The following is a 21,107-nucleotide window of genomic DNA, read 5'->3' on the forward strand; positions in this document are numbered from 1 at the left end:
TGATGGCGGCTTCATTGGCAAAGCCAGCGGCCTGGAAGGCCGCGTTGGTGGGGGCAAACACGGTGAGTGTCCCCGACCGGAGGGCATCGGCTAAGCCCGCCCGAACGACGGCGGCTTCCAGGAGGCTAAAGTCATTGTTACTAAGGACGATATCGGTGATGGTTTGCGGGGCTGGTGGATTGTTGTCATCATCGTCTTTGTTACAGCTTGCGAGGGTAACCAGCATCGAGCTGGCCACCAGCAGGACCGCCAGGTTGCGGTGGTAGAAAGAACGGATCGAAGATCGAACGGATGTCATAAAAATGGTTATAAGATGTGGTATGAAACAATGGCCCCGAGGGGTCTTTCATCTCATAGTGCGGGGCAATGACCCAATCTCACAAATTTGTTTTTACTTTTTTTTGGAATCATTTCGGTACAAAAGAAAAGGCAACCTGGTAGAGCCAAAAAATAGTTTCTCAACTCTGTGACTTTCTGCCTTTGTCTACGAATAAGGAAACAGACGATTCTCCGCTGTCACCAATCCTAAAAACCGAGCGATTTCTCACCTTTTTGAAGATTCACAAAGGCATCATCTACCACATCGCTCAAGCTACTGCTTCCAGCCTCAGGCTCGATAGGATATCGTGCTCCAGTTGTGGAAAACGTTGAAGCTGTTCTTTGCTTCTTTTAGAGGCTCATAAAACCATCCTTTGGCAAAGCACCAGATAGGCGTTTAAACACCCGTTTGACACCGAAAGGATGCCACTGTTTTTTACTTACATTTGAAATGATTCCAAGGGAATGTAAATTTCGGAATGAAACCTAGTGACAATATTATCATTCTTGGTGGTGGCTTGAGTGGACTTAGTTTGGCCTATTATCTGCGAAACAAGCCAATTAATGTAACTATTTTAGAAGCCTCATCTCGTTTAGGTGGGCGAATCCATACAGTAACGGGACATTTAGCGACACCATTAGAATTGGGGGCAACTTGGTTTTCCGCAAGGCATCCTAATTTTTTGGCGCTGGTAGAAGAACTGGGATTAACTACCTTCCCCCAGTTTTCAGAGGGAGTTTCTTTCTTTCAATCCAAATCCTTCGAGCCTCCGCAAAAATTCTTTATCCCTGCCTCGGAGGCACCTTCTTACCGATTGGCAGGTGGAACCGGACAGTTGATTGATGCACTGGTTAACCAACTAGATGCAGGACGCATCCAGCTGAACACCCAAGCAACTGAAATTCAGGACACTCCTCATGGAATTATCATTCAAACCGCAAACGGTATTGCTTATCACGCCAATCGAGTTGTGAGTTGTATACCCCTTCCCGTGATGGCTTTAAAGGTAAAAGTAACACCCGAACTGCCAAAGGCAGTCGGTGAGCTATTACCAACGGTTCAAACCTGGATGGGAGGCTCCATCAAATTTGCCGTTGAATATGCTACTCCTTTTTGGCGCTTGAATGGGTATTCAGGCATGCTCTATAGTCAGGCGGATATTGTCGTTGAGATGTACGATCATACGAGTTCTGATGGTCAGCGGTTTGGCTTCACAGGATTTTTAAATGGAGGATCAGTATCTTTCACTCAGGAGGTACGTAAGGAGTTGGTCTTGCGTCAACTGAGCGAACTATTCGGCCCAGAAGCACTGTCGCCTACGGCCTATGTTGATAAAGTGTGGAACGAAGAATTTCTGGTAGCTGGTAACCCTGTCATTCAACGACCCCACCAAAACAATGGACACCCTTTGCTACAACAATCGTATCTAAACGGAAAATTGTATTTTGGTGGTACCGAAACGGCGAGTGAATCCCCTGGCTACATGGAAGGGGCTGTCGTGGCGGCCAAAAAACTGGCGCTACAATTGGAATCAGAAAACCATTAGTAAATGATTAATAACAAAGCCCTCCTGTAGCCTGCCGGGCGAAGGTTTTCAATAATGTTTTCAACATTCAGGGACATAACAAACAGAAGCAACTCGCATTTCAGCGTGCAATGCATAAAAATGCGACATGAATCGCCACTTCTCAGCCTACCCACCCACCTTTGATAGAGGAGCATCTCTCGCTACTTCAGAGTCTTACGTGGTCAGGTGACCGTCTGTTCGGGTGGCCACTCTACCTTACAACGGTTCCTGCAAAAATTAAAGTCTATGGACGAATGGCTTCCTTGCGATGCGCCATTCCCCAAGCCATCAGTTCCACCACTTTCTGGCTTAACTGATGGGCCGATTCGGTCAGCCCATAGCGAATGATAACCGGACTTGTGGGTTCAACAGTCCGCTTAACCAACCCATTCAGTTCCAACTCTTTTAATTCCCGAGAAAGCATGCGGGGCGTGATGGAGGGAATCAAGTGCTTGATCTGGGTGAACCGAAGTGCCTCCTCATATAAAGCTCCCAAAATCAGCATCCGCCACTTGCCCGAGAAAAGATGCCAAATCTCCACTAAGGCCAATCCATCCTCAGGATTGCAGTTCTTCAACTCCACTAATGTTTTTATCGGTTGGTACATGTGCGTCAGATAAAGTCAGTATACTCTAGTATATCAGTCCAAGAAATGGACTCTAACGAAGATACGCTACTTTAGGCTCTTAATCTAGGCATTAAAATGAAGATACTTTTAATTGGGCGGGGCGTCATTGCCACCCAGTATGGCTGGGCTTTTGATAAAGCGGGACACCACGTTGAGTTCTACGTACGACCTGGTAGAAAGGCGCAAATAGGCGAAGAAGTGCGCTTACGCATCTACGACGGTCGTAAAAAAATCAGGGGCGAATTCACAGAAGAGATCTGGAAGGCTGAAGTAACCGAAGCACTGAGACCCAACTATGACCTGATTGTAGTCAGTGTGCAACATTATCAACTCCAGCAAGTGATTGACACGTTAGCGGGTAAAATTGGTTCAGCTACCGTGTTGGTCTTTAACAATGTATGGGATGAACCTGAAGAGGTGGTGGCGAAACTGCCTATGGATCAAGTAGTCTGGGGCTTTCCCACCGCCGGGGGTGGCTTTGATCAATGGGGAACATTAAACGGTTCGCTTTTCAGACAGGTCAATATTGGCACATTGGGTTGTGCGCAAAAAAGCCGGCAGCAACAGGTGATAGCTCTGTTTCAATCAGCGCGGTTCAGAGTGAATATTATCCACGATTTCCGGTCCTATCTGTTTGCTCACTTTATCCTCAACACCGCTTTGCATAGTGAGAATCGGAAGCTTGGGCAAGGGCTGGCTACTTCCCTAGCAGCCATGCAAACAAGCCAATTTTGGCGGTCTATACAATTAAATCTCAAGGAATTGTTGCCTGTACTAGTGTCCAGGGGCGTTGATTTGAAAGCCAGTAGCGAACTAAACCTGCTTCGCATACCGCCTTGGCTTTTAGCATTTATTATGACCATCGCCCTGCGGCAGTTGCCCATTGTGAAGCAAATCTTTTCCTCCCATTCCAATCCGGTTGAACTGGAATCATACGGCAACGATGTATTGACTACGGCAACTAAGCTAAAGATTGATTTACCCCGGCTGAACACTGCGAGGATTTAAGCAAACGTCCTCGTGGGGGCGTGGCAGCCCAATCGCTCTATTTGTAATAGAGCGACAATTAAGATAAAGAAAAATAAACACAGAAATATTTCAATTCTATAGAAAACAGGGCAGGTAGTCACGTAGAAATAGGCTAGCTCGTAACCTATTATTCAATAGGAATGGAATAGATCGTAAATTAGTAGGCTGTCAACGCCAAACTGAAAAGCCCTGATTTGATGATCAGGGCTTTCAACCAGGTATGTATTCTTTTCTAGTTTGATTAACTAGCCAAAAAATTGATAGCTTGCGTCAAGGTTCGTTCGTTCTGGGTTTCTGGATCCGTGTAAGACCGCTCCCCTACTTCAATCGTTAGCTGTTTTTCTTCTAACAGTTTGGTATCGAGTTCCTTTCCGGCCTGCGTATCGATTCCTGCCATGTCAAACAATTTGATAATCGCCGGCATACCCGTGGGGGATTGATAAAAGCGCTGGGACACATATCCGTCTTCATTTTCAAACCGTACGCTGAAAAACGGAATATTCTTGTGCTCACTTATCCCTTCCTCAATCTTTGTGATTGTAACATCATGGGTACCATCATTCAATACCGCCTTGTCCTGTCCTTCCTCAACCGCAATTTTCATAGTATGATGTTATGTTTAATTTATATTATACAAAACGCAACAAAAATCAAATTGTTTGTAACACCTCTATTAGGGTAGGAAAAATATCTAACTTGGACATTTGCAAGTACTATTTTTGGAAAAGGAGTATATTTTAGTTGTATTGCAACTTGGTTTTGCAAGCGTACTTGGATTCGTTGTAGAATAGGGGAATAGGAGGTGTCTACGGAATGATCGATCCCTTGGTAAATTAACGTCTCCCCATAAAACAAGATAGTTGATAAGCAGCGGGTTTCCGTGATAAAACAGGTCAAAAACTGAGCTTGAAACCCGTAAAATTCAGTTATTAAAATACTGAAAACCAACAATTTATAACCCAATCCATCATTGTACCAGACCCACTTATAAATGTCCAAATGCTTGGGGCTACTACATTGGGCTGGTTAGTTGGGTAAAAGCGGAAGGGAGAAAATCAAGAATCACAAAAGTTAATTCGTCAAATCCGACTTTTGTTCTTACCCCCTCCCCTATTTGCAATTTGTGTAGTTTTTTGCGCTCTGCCGTTACTAATTGGTAAAAAGCGTTCGAATCCAAATGAGCACTTCCACAGAAGAGATGTTTCTTCAACAGCTCAACCAGCATCTGGCCGTTGCCCACAAAATCAGCCGTGTCTATCAATCCGATGCCGATGAGCGGGCGGACCTGCTGCAGGAAATGATCTACCAGTTATGGAAAGCGTATCCGTCATTCCACGGAAAAGCTAAATTCTCCACCTGGATGTACAGTGTTTGCCTCAACACCGCCCTGACTTATCAGCGCAAGGTGAAACGATGGCGACATGAAGCGCTGGGATCGGTCCATGAGCAGATACCAGACGCTCTTCCCAACGACCAGCAGGAAGCCTCTCTGCGGTTGTTTGAAGCCATTGCTGAGCTGGCGCCCCTCAACAAAGCCATTGTCATTCTTTATCTGGACGGACTGAGCTATGAAGAAATCGCCACGGTCATGGGTTTATCCATCTCAAATGTGAGTGTCCGACTGGTTCGGATCAGAAAGCAATTGGAAATGCGCTTAACAAGTGAAACGAAAACCAACTAATCATGTCAGCTATCGACGATCTGAAAAATCAATGGAATCAAGCCAATCCGGTTCCGGCCATTCTCCCTTCTTACGACCCATCAGCACTTGAGGGTATTGTCCGCACAAGAGCCCGCCATCAAATCAACCGGGCCATGCAGTACTTTTGGGGCGCTTTAACACTTCAGATTATTGTGTACGCCCTCTTCAGCCATGCGTGGATCCGATTGTGGGACCAACCTCACATCCAATGGCTATGCCTGGCCGGCATTCTTCTCTACCTGCCGTTTACAATCAGGTTGTTAAAAAAATTCAAACAGATTGCCCGGACCACGTCAACCAGTACAACCGTTCAGAATCGGATCCAGGATCAATACCTGAGTCTGGTTTCGTTCTATCGGTTTAAGCGACGCTATGAGTACGTGCTGATTCCCACTAGTACGGCCCTTTGCCTATTTCTGCTTTTTAAACTGTTTGTACCCGGCGACCTGCACCACTATACGACGGTTGCGGCCGTGCTCTATGGCTTAACCCTCTTGTCGTGCATATGGGCCATCCGGCGGGAAAATCGTAACCATTTCGAACGACCCATTGAAGGATTACAGCAACTGCTTGCCGAGTTTAATCAATAACTTATTCGCCCAGTTTGGTTTGACTGCGCCAGCCAGAAATTGACGCTAAAGAAAACTTATTCCATTCGGCCGCTCTTTTCGTACTACCCCATTGCCATTCAGTAGGAACGAAACACGTAATCCTCGTTCTTTTTTTCAACGGAAAGCTCCAGCACGGTACCCAAGTTTTCAACAAATTCTTCCGGAGATTTTATCATTAATTTACCCGAAAGCTTTTTGTTTAGCAGCGACGGATTTTGAAAATGCAGCTGGATCCCGTAGGTATCCTTAAACAGCTCTACAATATCGCCAACGCGCCGGTCGTCCATCACAATAAAATGATCTTTCCAGGCATCATAATGTGCCGGCTGAACTACCTTATGGATCACGGTTTGGTGGTCCGTAGTCACAATGGCGATATCACCCGGTTGCATGACCAGCGCTGATTCCGTCCGTGTTCGAAGTTGGACCTTGCCCTGATTGAGCAGTACCTGCGTGCGTTGCCGTCGGGTATTGACGTTGAATTCGGTACCTAATACTTCAATACTGGTTTCCGGTGTGTGGACAACAAAGGGCTTATCTTTTCTTTTTGCGATGGCAAAATAAGCTTCGCCCTTTATCCATACCTGGCGGCTTTTCTGCTCGTTGATCCGGTCGGCCACGGTTAGCGACGAATGGGCATTTAGGGTGACAACCGAACCGTCCTGTAGCCGAATTTCACGAATTTGGTCCGCTGTTTCGTAGGTTGAGTTCGTGCTCCGAAGCAATCGCCAGCTTACTCCAATCAAAAGCACGAAAAGAACAGAAGCTGCCCAGTAGTACACAGGTCTGATTGCCCACCTACGCGTTCTGGTAGTATCTTTTACATCGGTCCAGATTCGCTCTTTTAAATGGGCTAAAGCTTCCGGGGTTGGCTCCGTTTCCTGAAAATGGAGTGCTTTGACACAATCAGCCGCCAGGCGAATACTTTCTTCTTTTTGCGGATATTCAGCCAGAAACGATTTCCAGAATTGATTCGACTCCGCGGTGGGCGTTAGGACCCACCGTATGAAAAAAGTATCGCGGCAAAAATCTTCTACCTCAAATAGCGAATAGTGCATCAGATCGGTTCTTTTCTTTTTTATCCTGACCCAGAAGAATTACAGGAACAATCCCAACAGACCAATCAGGCTCCAGAGCGTATTTTCCCGCTGTACCGATTGCTTCAGGTATTTCCGCAACGTCGTCAGCGCCACATTAATCGTGTTGTACACACTCTTGATGGTAATGTTCATAATATCCGCCGTTTCCTGATGCGTTAACCCCTTCTGGTAAAACAGATAAAGCATCTCTTTTTGCCGCTTGGGGAGTTGGTTGAGTTTCGCGGAGACCATTTCTTTCTGCCAAGACAGGGTTTGCTCATGGATCCATTCCGACTCATACGGCTGGATGACGAACTCAGCCTGATCGAACAAGTATTCCTCCGAATCAAACTTTTTCAACTTCATGGTGGTATCCAGCAAGCGTCGCCGAAAAGAACAATATAGGTAAAAACGGATGTTATCGGTATCACCCAGGTTGCCTTTCCTGTTGTAAAGATGCAGGAATAATTCATGCAGACAGTCCTCTACCAAGGGTTTGTTTCTTACCAGGTTGTACCCGTACCGGTACAAGTCAGAAGCGTATAGTTCGTAAAGCCGGGAAAACGCAGCATGACTTCCTTGCCGAAAATCATTCCATAATTGTTTGGTGTCTTCTGGTTCCATCGCATTCCGGCTTGGTCCAATAAAAAAAAGAGTAAAGGCCTAGGAGAATAAAATTATAATCGGGTACGCACCCGTAAGTTAATCATACTTGATTTATCCTACAATAAGCCTTTAAACTTTTGTTAAATTTCGAGCGACACACCCGCCGTATCCCGTTTACCTTTTCGGAAGATACGCTTCCTTTTGTACCGCAACCCACAGAACACAACAAGCTGGTGTTCAGCCGTATGATCTAGACTTAGGGTTGTTGCAGTTTTTCAATGGCCTCGGTTAAAATATCCTTCCCCCGGCCCTGCTCTTCCAATTGATGCGCAATGGCATAGATGGCACCGTTCCACCCCTGGTTTACTTTTCCGGGCACCCCCGTTGCGGTATTGAGGTGTTCAAAATACGTACCGGCACGCTCAAAATCCATTTTACCCCGCCATACCAGCAGGTCGGCCGCACCAGGAATTTCGTGGACGTAAGCCGCTAGCAGAAACAGCATGTCATAGAGATAATAGGATCCCCCGTTGGCATACTTTCCAACCGGCACCTCCCGATGAGGGGACTCAAAACCCGGTATATCAAACGCTTCGTTGGGTGCGTAGCGGCCATCGGGCAGGCATACAATTTTAAAACCGTGCGGGGTACGGGCCACCGTGGATACTTTCTGAAAATGCGCCTGAACTTGTCGCTTCTCCAGTAAAGGCCCACCAAACAAGAGTTGATGCAACAGATCACCCACTAACGCATCGACGGCAACCAACGTGTTTTTCTGCTCGCTGAGTGGGAAATACCCACCATCGGCGTTATAAAGGGCCTGATAAGCCTTTGCGGCCTGCCGCCAGTCGGTTTTCGGTTGTAACCCTAATTCCTCGGCGGCATGCAGGGCCACAGCCAACAGCCCTTGGTTGTAGGTAATCACATCGTCGTCGTTGAACATGCAGAGGTCAAACCAGCTCTTAAAATTCTTTCTCTTCTGCGGATCATCGTTGGAATTGGCCAGGTACCGGGCGTTGGTGACCCGCTTTTCTATGTAGTCCAGGCTCTGGCGGGCAGCTTTCAGGTCGGGCCTACCGCCTTTCTTTTTCAGGCGATAGGCCCAGGTTAAAATAAACAACTGGCGTTCAGCCCCCGTGGATTGGGTACGGGCTTCATGCAAATAACTTTGTTGTTCCATCGCCGGTGGTAGCACCATGCTTTGCCAGAATGCATCCCGCGAATATTGCTTGTTGCAGTACTCGATGCCGGCCACCACCCAATACGGGCTGAACCCCGTTTCATTGGTGCGGTATAGCATATAATTAGTCGCGAAAGCCGTTGCCCCGAACCGGGAATGGATATTGCCCCACCGTTTCGCAATGGCTTTGAACACGTGTTGCCGCATTGTTGCCAGATCACCTGCTGGCCGGTTCAGTAGTATTCCGCTGAAGGCATGCTCCTTACTCCCGCCTACGGAATGGTAAAAGGGGCGAATAATCACCTGATCCGTAATTGGTTTTCCGGGTTTCTCGCCGGTATCCCCGCTGGCAATTTGCATCCTGCGCTGCTCCGGCCTGAAATGTTGCGTAGTGTAGTTGTTGGAAAACGCCGGGGCATCACTAACGGCAATGGTCCATTGATCCCCCGAATGCAGGGCCATCATGGGGATCGCCTGCCGGGGCATGGATTTAAAAAAATAATTTGCCGGGTCGTGAACACTCTGCCGGTAAATTTCCTCATGCGATACCGCTCCATCGAAATTCATCGCCGTACCGCTTTCGTAGGCCAGTTCAACGGCCAAAAACAAACTATCCCGCTCCTGGGAGCGGGCCCGCATTTCATAGCGGAGGTAATCCGGCTGAGGATCAAGCTCAATCGCGTACTCTAATCCGTCCAGCCGTTTTTTTAAAACCGTTTTCTTCGTTGGCCAGGTCGTCAGCGTGGCAATGGTTACGGATTTACCCGGCTTTTCAGCTTTGAACCTAATTCGGGTCTGGGCAAAAGTCATCCCCCCCTTGAACAGGATTACCAGGCAGACGAGCAGTAAGTTTTTTTTTAACATCATGATAGCCCAATAAATGCTTAAAAAGCCACTCGGCCATATTCCTTACCAAGGAATAGAGCCGAGTGGCAATGTATAAAGAACTCTCGTTATTAATTATAGCCCGGATTTTGCTCCATACGGGCACCAGGGTTTAGCTGAATGGCATCCAGCGGAATGGGGAGCAGGGTGTTGAATTCCTTCATCGTTGGCCCAATCTGTGGGTTGTATTTGACAGTCCGTTCATAGAGCTTGCCAACCCGGTTCAGGGTAATCCGCCGTTCCTCTTCCAAGAATAACTCGCGGGCCCGCTCATCCAGAATGTAATCCAGCGTAACCGCAGTCGCCGTTACGGGAGCCGCCTTGGCGCGGTTTCGCACTTGATTGATGTCATCGGCGGCCTGTTGCAACTGCCCTTTTTTCAGGTACGCTTCAGCCCGGAGCAAATACGTTTCCGACAAACGCATCTTGTAATATTCCGTGTACATCCGTCCCGTGGTGAGCCCAGCTTCATAAACCCCCTCTACTTTTCGCCACTGAGGAGCCAGGAAGGAAATTGTATCAATAGGAACCACATGGGTAGGACTGTACGAAATAACCTTCCCAAACCACTTGGAAGCGGGATTGTTGCCGGTAAAAACCCGCAGAATGTTGTATTTGGAGTTGCGGATGTCGTTGCGATCACTCCAGATCGTATACCGCATAAAATTAGTGGTGGCGCACCAGCCTACTCCCCGGCCCACGGTATCAGCCACAATCAACGGATTGGGATTGGCAACGCCCGGCGTAGGCTCCGGATCGGCAATATTGAAATAGCCGGGGCCCCAACACCGCACCAGGTGGTTCCCCCGGGCGCCGTAATCACTCCCTCCGCCGTTGGTGTTGTATTCGTACTGCAAGGCCCAGATGGTTTCGGTATTGGCCGCCAAGTTGACATTTTTGAACCGGAACAAATCCCGGAAGACATCCGAAGGTTCGTTCGCAAACGTACCGAACCGCTGTTTCATCAGGGCATATCCTCCATCGATTACTTTGGTGGCGCTGGCAATGGCGGCATCCGTTTCATTTAGTTGAAGATAGACCGCCGTCAGCAGGTGATTGGCCGCCCCCTGGGAAATACGACCGGGAGCAGCAACCGCATTTTTGGCCGGAAGCCACTGGGCCGCAAATTCCAGATCCTGCCGGACGCTCTGCAACACTTCGTTCTTCGGAGTGCGGGTAAAATCATAGCGTGGAGCCGTAAAAAATTCGGTGACCAGGGGAACGTCGCCAAACAGGTTCACCAGTCGGTAGTGGGCATACGCCCGAAAAAACCGTGCTTCGGCAATAACAGCGTTGCGTTGGGCTTCGCTGGTAAAGACACTGGCGTTCTCCTCAGCTTTCCGAATGATCAGGTTGGCTTTGGGTAAATACCCGGTGTATAGGGTATTCCAGAAAAAGATCGGAATAACGTGCTGGGAGTTGAGCTGGTTATAATCGTAGATGGACTGCCCGGGCGGGTACCCACCGACCCGGCCCTGATCGGTGCCGACGATCTGCATGTAATAATACGGATTGTCGTTGCCCGATATCTCATCCCGAGAAACCTTGTGTAAACCGGCAATAGCGGCCTCAAACGCGCTGGGAGCATTAAACGCATTTTCGGGACTTAGCCGGTCGAGCGGCACTTCTTCCAGGGCACTTTTGTCGCAGGAAAAAATGGCCAGCGCCGTTGATACAATGTATAAAAAGGCTAAATATCTAATCTTCATGATTGGGTAGCGAGTGGGTTAGAAAGAAAGGTTTAAGCCCGTGACGAAGGTTCGAATGATCGGATACCCTCCGCGCACCTGGGACTGCGTATAGGCATTGAGCGTGGTGGTCATGGCTTCAGGGTCCCAGCCCGACCAGGGGGTAAATAGGAACGGGTTTTTCGCACTGACGTACCAGCTCAACCGATCGACACCGATCTTTTTCAGAAACGTTTTGGGCAATTCGTAACTCAGCGAAATATCCTGAATCCGGACAAAGTTAGTTCGTTCGTAAAACCGCAGGCCACTCAGACCGCTGGCATAGGTCAACGAAGGTCGTTTGGTATTCCGGTTGTCGGGCGTCCACCAGCCCCCGTCAATATCGACGAGGTTCACCGTGGGGTTTACACCCGTCTCCATGTAAATGGGGTTGATGAGCTGGTTTTCTGAAATGGACCCCTGAGCGGTATTGACGAAAACCGCCAAACGAAAGTTTTTGTAACGGAAATCATTCCGAAGTCCAGCCCGCCAGCGGGGTTCGGTCTGCCCCAGGATGGTGCGGTCATTGGCGTCAATAATACCATCGCCGTTCTGATCCACAATACGCATATCGCCCGGTTTGAAGCCGGTCGGAATTTCGTCGCCGACCTGCCAGACGCCATCGAATTCGTAATTGTAAACGGACGTTACGTTGCGGCCAATGAACAGGCTACTGGTCGGAATATCCGTTTTATCGCGCAGTTTCAGAATTTTGTTACGGTTGGTGGAAAAGTTCGCATTGATCGACCAGTCAAAATTCGGGGTGGTGACGGGGCTGTAATTGACGGTAAGTTCCACGCCTTTGTTGCTAACGGAGGCCAAATTAGAGTTGATCACGGTAAAACCGTTGGATGCCGCCAGCAGTTGCTGGTAGAGTAAATCCGAGGTGATGCGGCTGTAATAGTCGAAGGTGACCGACACCTTATTTTTCAACATGGCCAGGTCAAATCCCAGATCCAGCTGGTTGGTCGATTCCCAGCGGAGGTTGGAATTGGGCATCGACGATGGATGGATGGTAATCGACGGCGTGCCACCGTCACCGAAGACGTAGTTCGACGTGGCAATCTGCCCCAGGGTTGCGTACGGATTGATTCCCTGGTTACCCACTTTTCCGTAGGAGGACCGCAGTTTTAGAAAATCCACACTTCGAATCCCTTTCATGAACTTCTCTTCCGAAACAATCCACGCCAGGGCCGCCGACGGGAAGCTACCGTATTTGTGGTTGGCCCCAAACGCCGAGTAGCCATCACGCCGGATGGTCGCCGTCAACAAATACCGGTTTTGAAACCCGTAATTTACGCGTAGCATCGCTCCCTGGTTGACATACTTATTGATGATGTCGTTGTTGGTCTGGATGGTTCCAACTCCTAATTGATTGAAACCAAGGGCCATGTTAAAAAAATTGGTCGCTGTGGAGGTATTGTTGATGCGGTTATCCTTCTGTTGAGTAATCACCCCCGTCAGCGCCAGCGAATGACTTTGATCCGGTCCCAGGGCAATTTTGTAATCCAGTTGGTTCTCAAACAACTGGGTTTCCATGTCGCTTCGCACCCGACTGGCCGTTGCGTTGGCCGTACTCGGTTTAGCGGCCGCTGGAAAATACGCGTCAAGAATACCGAGTGGATACGTGAAGTTTTCGGTTTTTCCGTAACTCAGCGTAGAACCGTATCGAACGTTGTAGGTCAGTCCTTTGAGGAACGGAAAATTGACCTTGGCGTACACCACCCCATTGAAATTGGTACCAATGCTGGAGTTTGGGTTCAACGTATAGACCAGGGGGTTCGCAATGGTGGTAAAAGGAAAGGCAGGATACGTAGCCAACGAGCCGTCTTCGTTGTAAATTTTGCCCCAGGGGCTCATCCATTGGGCATTGAAGGTATTGGCGGGCGTACCGGAGTTGTCGCGTCGGCTGAATCCACTGTTTAACCCAACGGTCAACCAGGAATTCAGGTTCGCTTCCAGATTGGCTCGCAGGTTTAACCGTTTAAAGTTATCATTGGCAATCACGCCCTTCTGGCGGGTAAAGGCCCCCGACAAATAGTAATTGAATTTTTCGGTTTTCTGCGCGACGCTGATTTCCACGTTTTGGGAGGGCGCGTTTTGCCGAATCACATCCTGGTTATTAATTGGCTGACCAGCCAGGTATTGCTCCGCTTCGTAGGCGGACAAATAGCTGGCCACATTCTCCAGGGTATATTTACCGGGATTCCACACACCGGTACTCTTATAAACCTCATCGTTTAATCGTCTGAAATCCACGGTTTTTTCCAGGTACCGTTGCGGGGAAAGCAGTTTTATATCATTGATGTAATCCGACAGTCCGTAATAGGAAGATAACGTAAACCGGGGCTTGTCGGAGGTGCCTTTCTTGGTCGTAATCAGAATCACTCCACTAGCGGCTCGCGAGCCGTAAATGGCCAGGGCGCTGGCGTCCTTCAACACCTCCAGGCTGGCAATGTCATTGGGCGCAATATCGGCCAGGTTACCCGTAAAGATAATACCGTCAAGGACGACTAAAGGTTGCTGCAAACCGGAGATGGAGGCAATTCCACGCAGGTACATGCGTCCGGAGTCACCCGGACGCTGGGCCGGTGTCACACTCAACCCGGCTACACTCCCACTCAGGGCCTGGGTGAGGTTGGTATTGGGCACATCTTCCACCTTTTTAAAGTCGACCGAAGCCACCGAGCCCGTCAGGGTAGCCCGCGACTGGGTACCGTAGCCCACCACCACGACTTCGCTTAGGGCCTTGACATCCCCTTTTAAAACCAGGTCTACGCGGGCTCGGGTGCTTACATCCACTTCCTGGGAGATGTATCCAATAAACGAAAACACCAGCACCGTAGCCCCGTCGGGTACACGCAGGCTGTACCGGCCTTCCGTATCGGTAATGGTTCCGCGTTGTAGCCCCTTAATGACCACACTCACCCCGGGCAGCCGCTCTCCCGATTCGTCAGTCACCGTACCCGTGATTTCTTTCTCGGCTACGGTCCGGGCCGTCAATGGCTTGACCATCGAAACTTCCTGGACTCCGCCCGCCGTGGGATCCTGCACTACCGGACGGTTTTCGGTACCCGTATGATCCGAAAGCGCAGCCACGGTCCGGTCCTTGAGCGTTCTGCCCGGCAGGATGGTATATCCCCCTCCTTTTAGTTTTTTCAACCGCAGATTCAGCGGAGGCAGGATGCGGTTCAGCAGCTGCTCGAGATTTTCACTTTCATTGATTTCGCCCGAAATAGTTTTTCCTTCCAACAACTCTTTCTGGTACACAAAATTGGTTTTGTGTACGGACTCCAACCGCTTCAAAATAGCGAGCAAGCTGTTTTCTTCCTGGCGCAATGAAACCGTATTTTTTTGCGCTGTTGGTCCAACGACTGCTACTAACTCCTGCGCGTGTAGTTTCGGAATTTCACCGGCGTTCCATAAAAGCAATAAAGTAATAACGGAAAGGATAGGTTTTTTCATGCTTCTGAACAAAGGGTTGGTTGCCTATAGGCATTTACCTGTGAAACAGCCGCGTGATGCATTTTCCCGTTTTTTATTTATTTTTTTCGACCTATCTATTTTATGAAAATAGGCATCACTGATCGGATTGCTAATCGGTCTGGTACAAAAGGAGTGGTTGGACTGCTGATTGTAAGGCATTTACTGAGTTTACCGTAAACAGGCTTGTTATGGAAAGTCGGCCCTGTGGAGGAGCACCATTTCTCATTCACCCGTACAGCCATCGCTTAGATTGAAAAGAAAAGGAATGAAACCAAACAATTTTATTGAACAGGTTGCTGAAATGAAAAATAGCTATCCTGAAACCTAATGGCCTTGAATCAGACGATTTTTATAGTGGATGATGATGCGGATTTCCGCCTTGTCCTTCAGCAGTTGTTTGGGATTTTCCTTCCTCGGTATTCAGTCCGTTTTTTTAATAGTGGCGAATCGTTGCTGGAACAATTGCCCACCAGCGACCCACCTGGACTGATTCTGATGGACCTGCACATGCGAGGATTAAGTGGTCAACAAACGTTGGTACAATTAAAGGAGCAGGGAAATGGTTTTGGACCGCACTGGCCGTACGTTCCGGTTGTTATTTTCAGTAGCGCGGCCTCTGATCAGGAAAAAGCCGCCTGTTATCAGGCTGGTGCTAGCTCGTTTATTACCAAAGTCCCTGATTTTTCAGCGCTGAAGGAACTACTGGGATCTCTATGCCATTATTGGCTTGATTTAAATAAATTACCGGCTCGATCTGCTCCTTAGTATGGCCTATAATCCATCCTTCTCGCTGCCAACATCCCTCTTCAGAGAAATTCATTTCCCTGCTGATCCAGGAGCAAAATCAATGGGAGGTCAGGCCGGCTTAGTGGGCCAGCTAAGTGTTACCACAGTACCCTGTCCAGGCTGACTTTCAATCAATAAGTGCCCCCCATTCAAGTGCATTAAGTCCTTCGATAAACGCAAGCCAATGCCGGTACCCTTGCTGCTTGTTAGCTGGTTAATGTCTGGTCCATTCATCCCCGGGCCAGAATCGGTAATCCGTAGCCTTGTCTGATTTGACTCGGTTGCGGTAGAAATCCGAATCCCTCCCCCGGCTGGCGTAAACTTGCAGGCATTATGTATGATATTCCGCAAAATCAATACGGTCATGTGCTCATCGGCCCAAACGGAAACCGGGTCCACTTGGGGTGTAATAACCAATTGCTTCTGACGAATCAAGCCGGTAAAACCCTCCAGAACGTCTTCTACCAGATCATTTAATTCGATCCATTGTTGGCGTACTTTAAGGCCGTTTTGTTGATTGAGGGACCAGTAAAGAATATTATCGAGGATCTGTGATAAACCATTTACTTCTTGCTCCAGGCTGGTCAATTCTGCGGGATAACGTTTTTGAATTTTCAAAAGCGTGAAACTATTTTTTATGCTGGCAACCGGGCTGCGCAAATCATGGCCGACAATGGAAAACAATCGGTCCTTTAACTGATTACTTTCCTGGAGTTGTTGAGCCTGCGTTTCTATTCGATGCTTTTTCCAGGTTAGCGTCTGCTGAGCGATAAAAAGCCGGCGCAAAAAATACACCACGATTAAGATCAACAAGCTTAACGAGCCGATACTGATGATATATAATTGCCGTTGCCGCTCTGCCAACTCCAACTTTTGTTCCTGCTGCCTCGTTTTCAGATTGTCAAGCTGTGATTTTCTTTGCAATAACTGAATGGTATTTTCCTTTTTTTCAAGTTCATACAAGGTCTGGACCCTTGCCACTCGCGCCGATTTTTCAACCGTTACCAAACTGTCTTTAATCATATGGTATTCTTTAAACGATTGGAGCGCCTGTTCATACCGTCCCATCTTTTCCTGCACAAGCGCCAACGTTTCCAGACCAATGGTGATGTCTTTGGCCAGGTTTAGTGATTTTGCGTACGCCACAAAATGCTGTACCAGCCAAAGGGCTTGTCTGTAGTTTTTCAGCTCGGTATGAACCAGCGCCATTTCATTATAAATGTGGCCACCTATTTTTTTTACCGGAAGTTCCCGGCTAACCTTGTCCGCATCCTGCAGATAAGCCAAAGCATCTTTGAGTTGGTGCCGTTTTCGCAGGTTATGAGCCGCTTGAATCAAATTTGGAATTTGAACGGACTCGTTCGTAGTCATTGATTTTGCTGCTAAAACCGCCTTTTTTCGGTACGGCCATGCTTTTTCATAGTCTCCGTCATTCTCATGGAGCTCAGCAGCATTTGAATACACTAATATTTGTTCAGGAAGAGTTTTTAGCAGTTTATTCCATTGTGTAATCTTTTTCATATAATAGTTACTTTGCTGTTTATCACCTAATTCTTGATAGATGGTAGACAATACTTCATACGTATACAATTCCAGCCGATTAAAATGGTTTTTTTTAAAATAGTCTAGGTTTAACAAGCTTTGCGTTATGGCCATTTTGTGGTTTCCCTGATCGTTATAAATAGTAGGAATTATATAGCTAATGTTAGCTTGTGTTTCCCTGTCCTTGGCCCTACGGCTGGCGCTTAGCCCTTTCTGGAGCATCTCTAACGTTTTCTCCAACGAACGCCGATGTCTATGTACCCGACCTAGCTGGTAATAGAGATAACCTTCATTCTTTGCCGATTGAAGCGCAACGGCTAAGGGAATGCCCTGCTCGGTAACGATACGAAGCGAATCAAAATTTTCCCGGGCATACAAGATGTCAGTTAGTTGGACATAGAGCCGTAGCCGTGTTGAGTCATGCCGGGCTTTTTGAAGTTGGGTTTGAAGGGACTCTGTCCGTTGGCCATATCCTTTCTTTGCCCCAAAAAGCAAGAATCCGGTGAGAGCAATACAGCAAATATGATACGTACTGAACCTGCAATGATCTATCAATTGGCGGATGATTCTGAGACCCGTTTTCATGTAATAAATTCAGTTACGATAAATATTCAGCTAGGTTTCTGAATCGGTCTGATGTGAATTAAAGCGTTAGCTGATGCATCCTCCTGTAGCTTGACTCATATTTTCAATTATGGAGCTATACACTTTGGGATATACGTTATTGCGATCAGGATTACCACTTCAGCGTAGCTTTATAAACTGGATAAAAGGATAGTTCAAAATGGCTGGCGATGCTTGATGGGAATCAGGCATCCTATTAATAGAACCAACTGCCCTACTACGCTTGAAACTTCGAGTAGGCACTAATATATCAAATCATTTACTGGGATCTTCCGCGATCTGACTTCAACTGTAGCTACTTCCGCCCTCACAGCTCACTCGGAGGATTAACCCCAGATGAGTCGGGCCAACGGGCGGTTGGAAAGGGAAGGAGAAACCAACAAATGAACGTCCGATCTTCAATCTATGACTGAAATGCTTTTGGGAGGACCTCAATGTTTTGAATAGTAAATCAATTTATCATATAATATTTCATTTCTGAATGGTTTACTTAAGTAGTCATTCATACCAGATGCTTCTATTTCAGAGATCGTATCAATGTCTATTGAGGCTGTTAAAGCGATAATTGGAATATGATGACCATGACGCTGCCTGAGCGTTATGGCTGTTTGAATTCCACTCATTCTAGGCATATGAATATCCATTAAAATAATATCGTAGGCGTTACGATTTAATAAATCGAGAACCTTTACTCCATCTTCAGCAATTGTAACTTCAGCATTCCAGCTGAGTAGAGTTTTTTTCATAAAATAAATATTTGCGGCATTATCTTCAGCTAGTAAAATTTTTATTTTTTTTAAATCTTTACGTTGATGATGTATTCGTAAGCTATTAGACTTACGCATTTCAGGAGTTAATTGATACTGTAGATTAAAATAAAAGTGAGATCCTTTATATAATTCACTCTCTAAATATATATCGCTCGACTGCAAATTCAATAAATGTTTTACAATTGAAAGTCCTAAACCGGTACCACCAAATTCTCGTGTTATAGCGCTGGAAGATTGATTGAAAGGATCAAATATTATCTGCTGGTTTTCGGTACTAATACCAATACCTGTGTCTTTTATTGAAAATAGGATGGTGATCGAGTTATCGTGCTGCTCAACTATACTAACATCCATTGTAACTTGCCCTTCATGGGTGAATTTAATTGCATTACCCACCAAATTATAGATAATTTGCGTTAATCGAGTTGGATCACCTATTACCCATTGTTTGGTTAATTTAGGATCAATGGATAGACTAAACTTTAATTGCTTTTCTAGCGCCGATTTTTGAAAACCGGCACTAGCTTCTCGTAGCAGTTTGGAGACATCAAAGGCAATAGATTCTATTTGTATCTTGTTAGCTTCAATTTTACTAAAATCAAGTACGTTATTTATTAAAGATAAAAGATTACTAGCTGAAAATTTCAAAACGTCTAAATTCTCTTTTTGTTCTTCATTATGTTTATCCTCTAAAAGTAAATCAGCAATACCAAGAACTGAATTAAGAGGAGTTCTCAGTTCGTGTGACATTGTTGACAAAAAATCAGATTTAGTCTTGAGTGAAGTTATTAGTTGTTCATTTAAATTATTTTTTTCATCAATCGTTCGCTGAAAAGCTCCGTAGTAGTGATAAACAGCAATCATAATGCCCATAAAATTCAAGAGGACAACCATTGATAAACCGAATGAATTTTTGATTGATAGATGTATATTTGGATTTAAATTTCTGGCTATAATGCTATTCATTATAGCCAAGATGGATAAGACAGAATAGAAAGCACCCCATCTTCTTCCTAACACAAAAACACTAAACATAATATTCATAAATATAGTCTGCACTTCCAAAATATCAGGCATCTTATAATGATAACAAAATTTTATCCATAAATCAATACCTAAAATTGATTGTAATATATGCGTTAGTATTTTAATTAACTGAGGTCTTGAAAGTAAAATTTTCAAGACAAAAATCGTGAGTAAAATAAAATAAGAATAGCGTACTATTAAGGCAATTGATCCAGATTTGATAGCCTCAGGAAAGACAAAAAAAATCTTTGCAAAATTTAAGACAAACAGAATGTAGAAGATTTTTACTTGTGCTTGGCTTAGGTGATCAGGAAGAGTGGTTAATGTCCGTTGTATTGACCAATTCCAAAAGGGTAATTTATTATTCATAGAAAACGCTGCATTATATTGGCTTGGCGTAATAGTAACCTGACCCATGAATATACTCAATGCTTTGAAAAATCCAGTGAGATGGTCTAACAAATCGGCCCAGCGAGCTAGCTTTAATGAATCAGCGCATCCGTGACACGCCAATGCACAACGCAACTCCGATTATAGAGGAGCCTTCACAGAATCCAATATACGTCACAGCAAATAGCCACAACTTTCATCTAGACAGCGCTATAAGATGGATAAAAGACAGATCATACCTTCGAAAAGAAGGACTGAAATCAAGGACGTAATGACCCAACTGCCGTAGTCCGTTGAGATTCCTGGGGACATCACAACCTCATACTGTTTACCAGGACCTTCAATAAGGAAGCTTCTTCCGCATTCCTTGTATGTGGTGATGAGCACCATATTTTTTGTATGTACATCGTCGCAAATTTGAATAAGTGACGCAATATAAGCACATTAGAAGTTCGCCTTACTATGAAATTGTTTTTTTCTCTGCGGTCCTTTCCCAGGCTATTAGGGGCAGTCGAGGATCGGTTCACAGCGGCTAGACGACGAAGAATTCGAGCTAGTTGGACGGGCCAATATAGCCGTGCTCGAATGATGAACCGGGGGCAAATGACAAACTGGTTCCAAAAAGACGTTACCATTTCCATTTTTTTGTCTCGCAACATCAGAACAAACTTTTGAAACAAAAAAGACTTTAATTTCTACCTGACTGGATGATATTTGAGGGCAATAAACGGTTTATTATACCTAGTCCTTAATTGACTTGAAAATGAATTTTTGATGAGAAAATAGATCCAGCATTCCCACTTTTCTGGAGAGTGTTCAGCAAAGTGTGTCAAGTTGGAATTCGCTAACTTGATAATCAAATGGGAACTACAAAAGGGGAAGAGAAATTTGACTATGATGCCTTTCGTCAATCTGCTATCGAGCGGATGCTATCGGGCGACAAAGAGCTGACGGGCAAAAACGGCGTGCTGGCTCCATTACTGAAAGACTTACTGGATGCGACTTTGTCCGGGGAAATGCAGGTGACCTTGACCCAAATCTTGGACAGCCAAAGCTAGAAAATCAGGCTTTCTTTTTCTTTAATTTTCTTCCCCTTTCCCACCTCGTCAGGCGTCAGGTTTCCTAACGAACTGTGCGGGCGGTATGAGTT

General features: G+C 46.3%; 15 protein-coding genes and 1 pseudogene. 6 read left to right on the plus strand and 10 right to left on the minus strand.

Going from position 1 to position 21,107, the window contains the following annotated elements; all coding sequences use genetic code 11:
• On the minus strand, positions 1-298 hold a 298-nt coding region (locus ACYVH9_RS31320), incomplete at its 3' end, for a fasciclin domain-containing protein (protein WP_460640403.1).
• A 499-nt stretch (positions 299-797) separates the two neighbouring features.
• Here ACYVH9_RS31320 and ACYVH9_RS31325 point away from each other — a divergent pair.
• Positions 798-1,865: a flavin monoamine oxidase family protein gene (locus ACYVH9_RS31325; RefSeq protein ID WP_460640404.1), complete on the plus strand. Its 1,068-nt coding sequence runs from the start codon at positions 798-800 to the stop codon at positions 1,863-1,865.
• A 265-nt stretch (positions 1,866-2,130) separates the two neighbouring features.
• Here the strand turns inward: ACYVH9_RS31325 and ACYVH9_RS31330 are convergent, their stop codons facing one another.
• Positions 2,131-2,493: a winged helix-turn-helix transcriptional regulator gene (locus ACYVH9_RS31330; RefSeq protein WP_460640405.1), complete on the minus strand. Its 363-nt coding sequence runs from the start codon at positions 2,491-2,493 to the stop codon at positions 2,131-2,133.
• Between the two features lie 96 nt (positions 2,494-2,589).
• Between ACYVH9_RS31330 and ACYVH9_RS31335 the strand changes: the two genes are divergently transcribed.
• A complete protein-coding gene (locus ACYVH9_RS31335; RefSeq protein WP_460640406.1) occupies positions 2,590-3,522 on the plus strand; it encodes a ketopantoate reductase family protein in 933 nt (310 codons plus the stop codon).
• A 262-nt stretch (positions 3,523-3,784) separates the two neighbouring features.
• On the opposite strand, the gene ACYVH9_RS31340 is transcribed toward ACYVH9_RS31335, so the two are convergent.
• A complete protein-coding gene (locus tag ACYVH9_RS31340) occupies positions 3,785-4,147 on the minus strand; it encodes a hypothetical protein (protein ID WP_460640407.1) in 363 nt (120 codons plus the stop codon).
• 573 nt (positions 4,148-4,720) lie between these two features.
• Here ACYVH9_RS31340 and ACYVH9_RS31345 point away from each other — a divergent pair.
• Both ACYVH9_RS31345 and ACYVH9_RS31350 read left to right on the plus strand, forming a co-directional pair.
• Positions 4,721-5,224, plus strand: a complete 504-nt coding sequence (locus tag ACYVH9_RS31345) for an RNA polymerase sigma factor (RefSeq protein WP_460640408.1) — start codon at positions 4,721-4,723, stop codon at positions 5,222-5,224.
• Positions 5,225-5,226: 2 nt separating this feature from the next.
• Positions 5,227-5,835 (plus strand): hypothetical protein, encoded by a 609-nt coding sequence (locus tag ACYVH9_RS31350; RefSeq protein WP_460640409.1) that lies wholly within the window; start codon positions 5,227-5,229, stop codon positions 5,833-5,835.
• Positions 5,836-5,933: 98 nt separating this feature from the next.
• On the opposite strand, the gene ACYVH9_RS31355 is transcribed toward ACYVH9_RS31350, so the two are convergent.
• From ACYVH9_RS31355 to ACYVH9_RS31375, 5 genes are all read right to left on the minus strand, one after another.
• A complete protein-coding gene (locus ACYVH9_RS31355; protein WP_460640410.1) occupies positions 5,934-6,914 on the minus strand; it encodes a FecR family protein in 981 nt (326 codons plus the stop codon).
• A gap of 39 nt (positions 6,915-6,953) precedes the next feature.
• Positions 6,954-7,559, minus strand: coding sequence for an RNA polymerase sigma factor (locus ACYVH9_RS31360; RefSeq protein WP_460640411.1), 606 nt, complete (start codon positions 7,557-7,559; stop codon positions 6,954-6,956).
• A 238-nt stretch (positions 7,560-7,797) separates the two neighbouring features.
• On the minus strand, positions 7,798-9,585 hold the full coding sequence (locus ACYVH9_RS31365; RefSeq protein ID WP_460640412.1) for a hypothetical protein: 1,788 nt from the start codon (positions 9,583-9,585) through the stop codon (positions 7,798-7,800).
• Between the two features lie 92 nt (positions 9,586-9,677).
• Entirely contained in the window at positions 9,678-11,315 is a 1,638-nt protein-coding gene (locus ACYVH9_RS31370) for a RagB/SusD family nutrient uptake outer membrane protein (RefSeq protein WP_460640413.1), read from the minus strand.
• An 18-nt stretch (positions 11,316-11,333) separates the two neighbouring features.
• On the minus strand, positions 11,334-14,798 hold the full coding sequence (locus ACYVH9_RS31375) for a SusC/RagA family TonB-linked outer membrane protein (RefSeq protein ID WP_460640414.1): 3,465 nt from the start codon (positions 14,796-14,798) through the stop codon (positions 11,334-11,336).
• A 354-nt stretch (positions 14,799-15,152) separates the two neighbouring features.
• Here ACYVH9_RS31375 and ACYVH9_RS31380 point away from each other — a divergent pair, with 354 nt between their 5' ends.
• Positions 15,153-15,584 carry a response regulator gene (locus tag ACYVH9_RS31380; protein ID WP_460640415.1) on the plus strand — a complete coding sequence of 144 codons (432 nt, stop codon included), beginning with the start codon at positions 15,153-15,155 and terminating at the stop codon, positions 15,582-15,584.
• 90 nt (positions 15,585-15,674) lie between these two features.
• Here the strand turns inward: ACYVH9_RS31380 and ACYVH9_RS31385 are convergent, their stop codons facing one another.
• The gene (locus ACYVH9_RS31385; RefSeq protein WP_460640416.1) at positions 15,675-17,732 is read right to left on the minus strand and encodes a tetratricopeptide repeat-containing sensor histidine kinase; all 2,058 of its coding nucleotides are present in this window, start codon (positions 17,730-17,732) and stop codon (positions 15,675-15,677) included.
• Positions 17,733-18,202: 470 nt separating this feature from the next.
• A complete protein-coding gene (locus tag ACYVH9_RS31390) occupies positions 18,203-19,984 on the minus strand; it encodes an ATP-binding protein (RefSeq protein ID WP_460640417.1) in 1,782 nt (593 codons plus the stop codon).
• Positions 19,985-20,817: 833 nt separating this feature from the next.
• On the opposite strand from ACYVH9_RS31390, the pseudogene ACYVH9_RS31395 reads away from it, so the two are divergent.
• Positions 20,818-20,994: pseudogene (locus ACYVH9_RS31395) on the plus strand (IS256 family transposase); the annotation flags it as partial.
• Between the last annotated feature and the right edge of the window lie 113 nt (positions 20,995-21,107).

It is taken from the genome of Larkinella harenae (assembly GCF_054780515.1).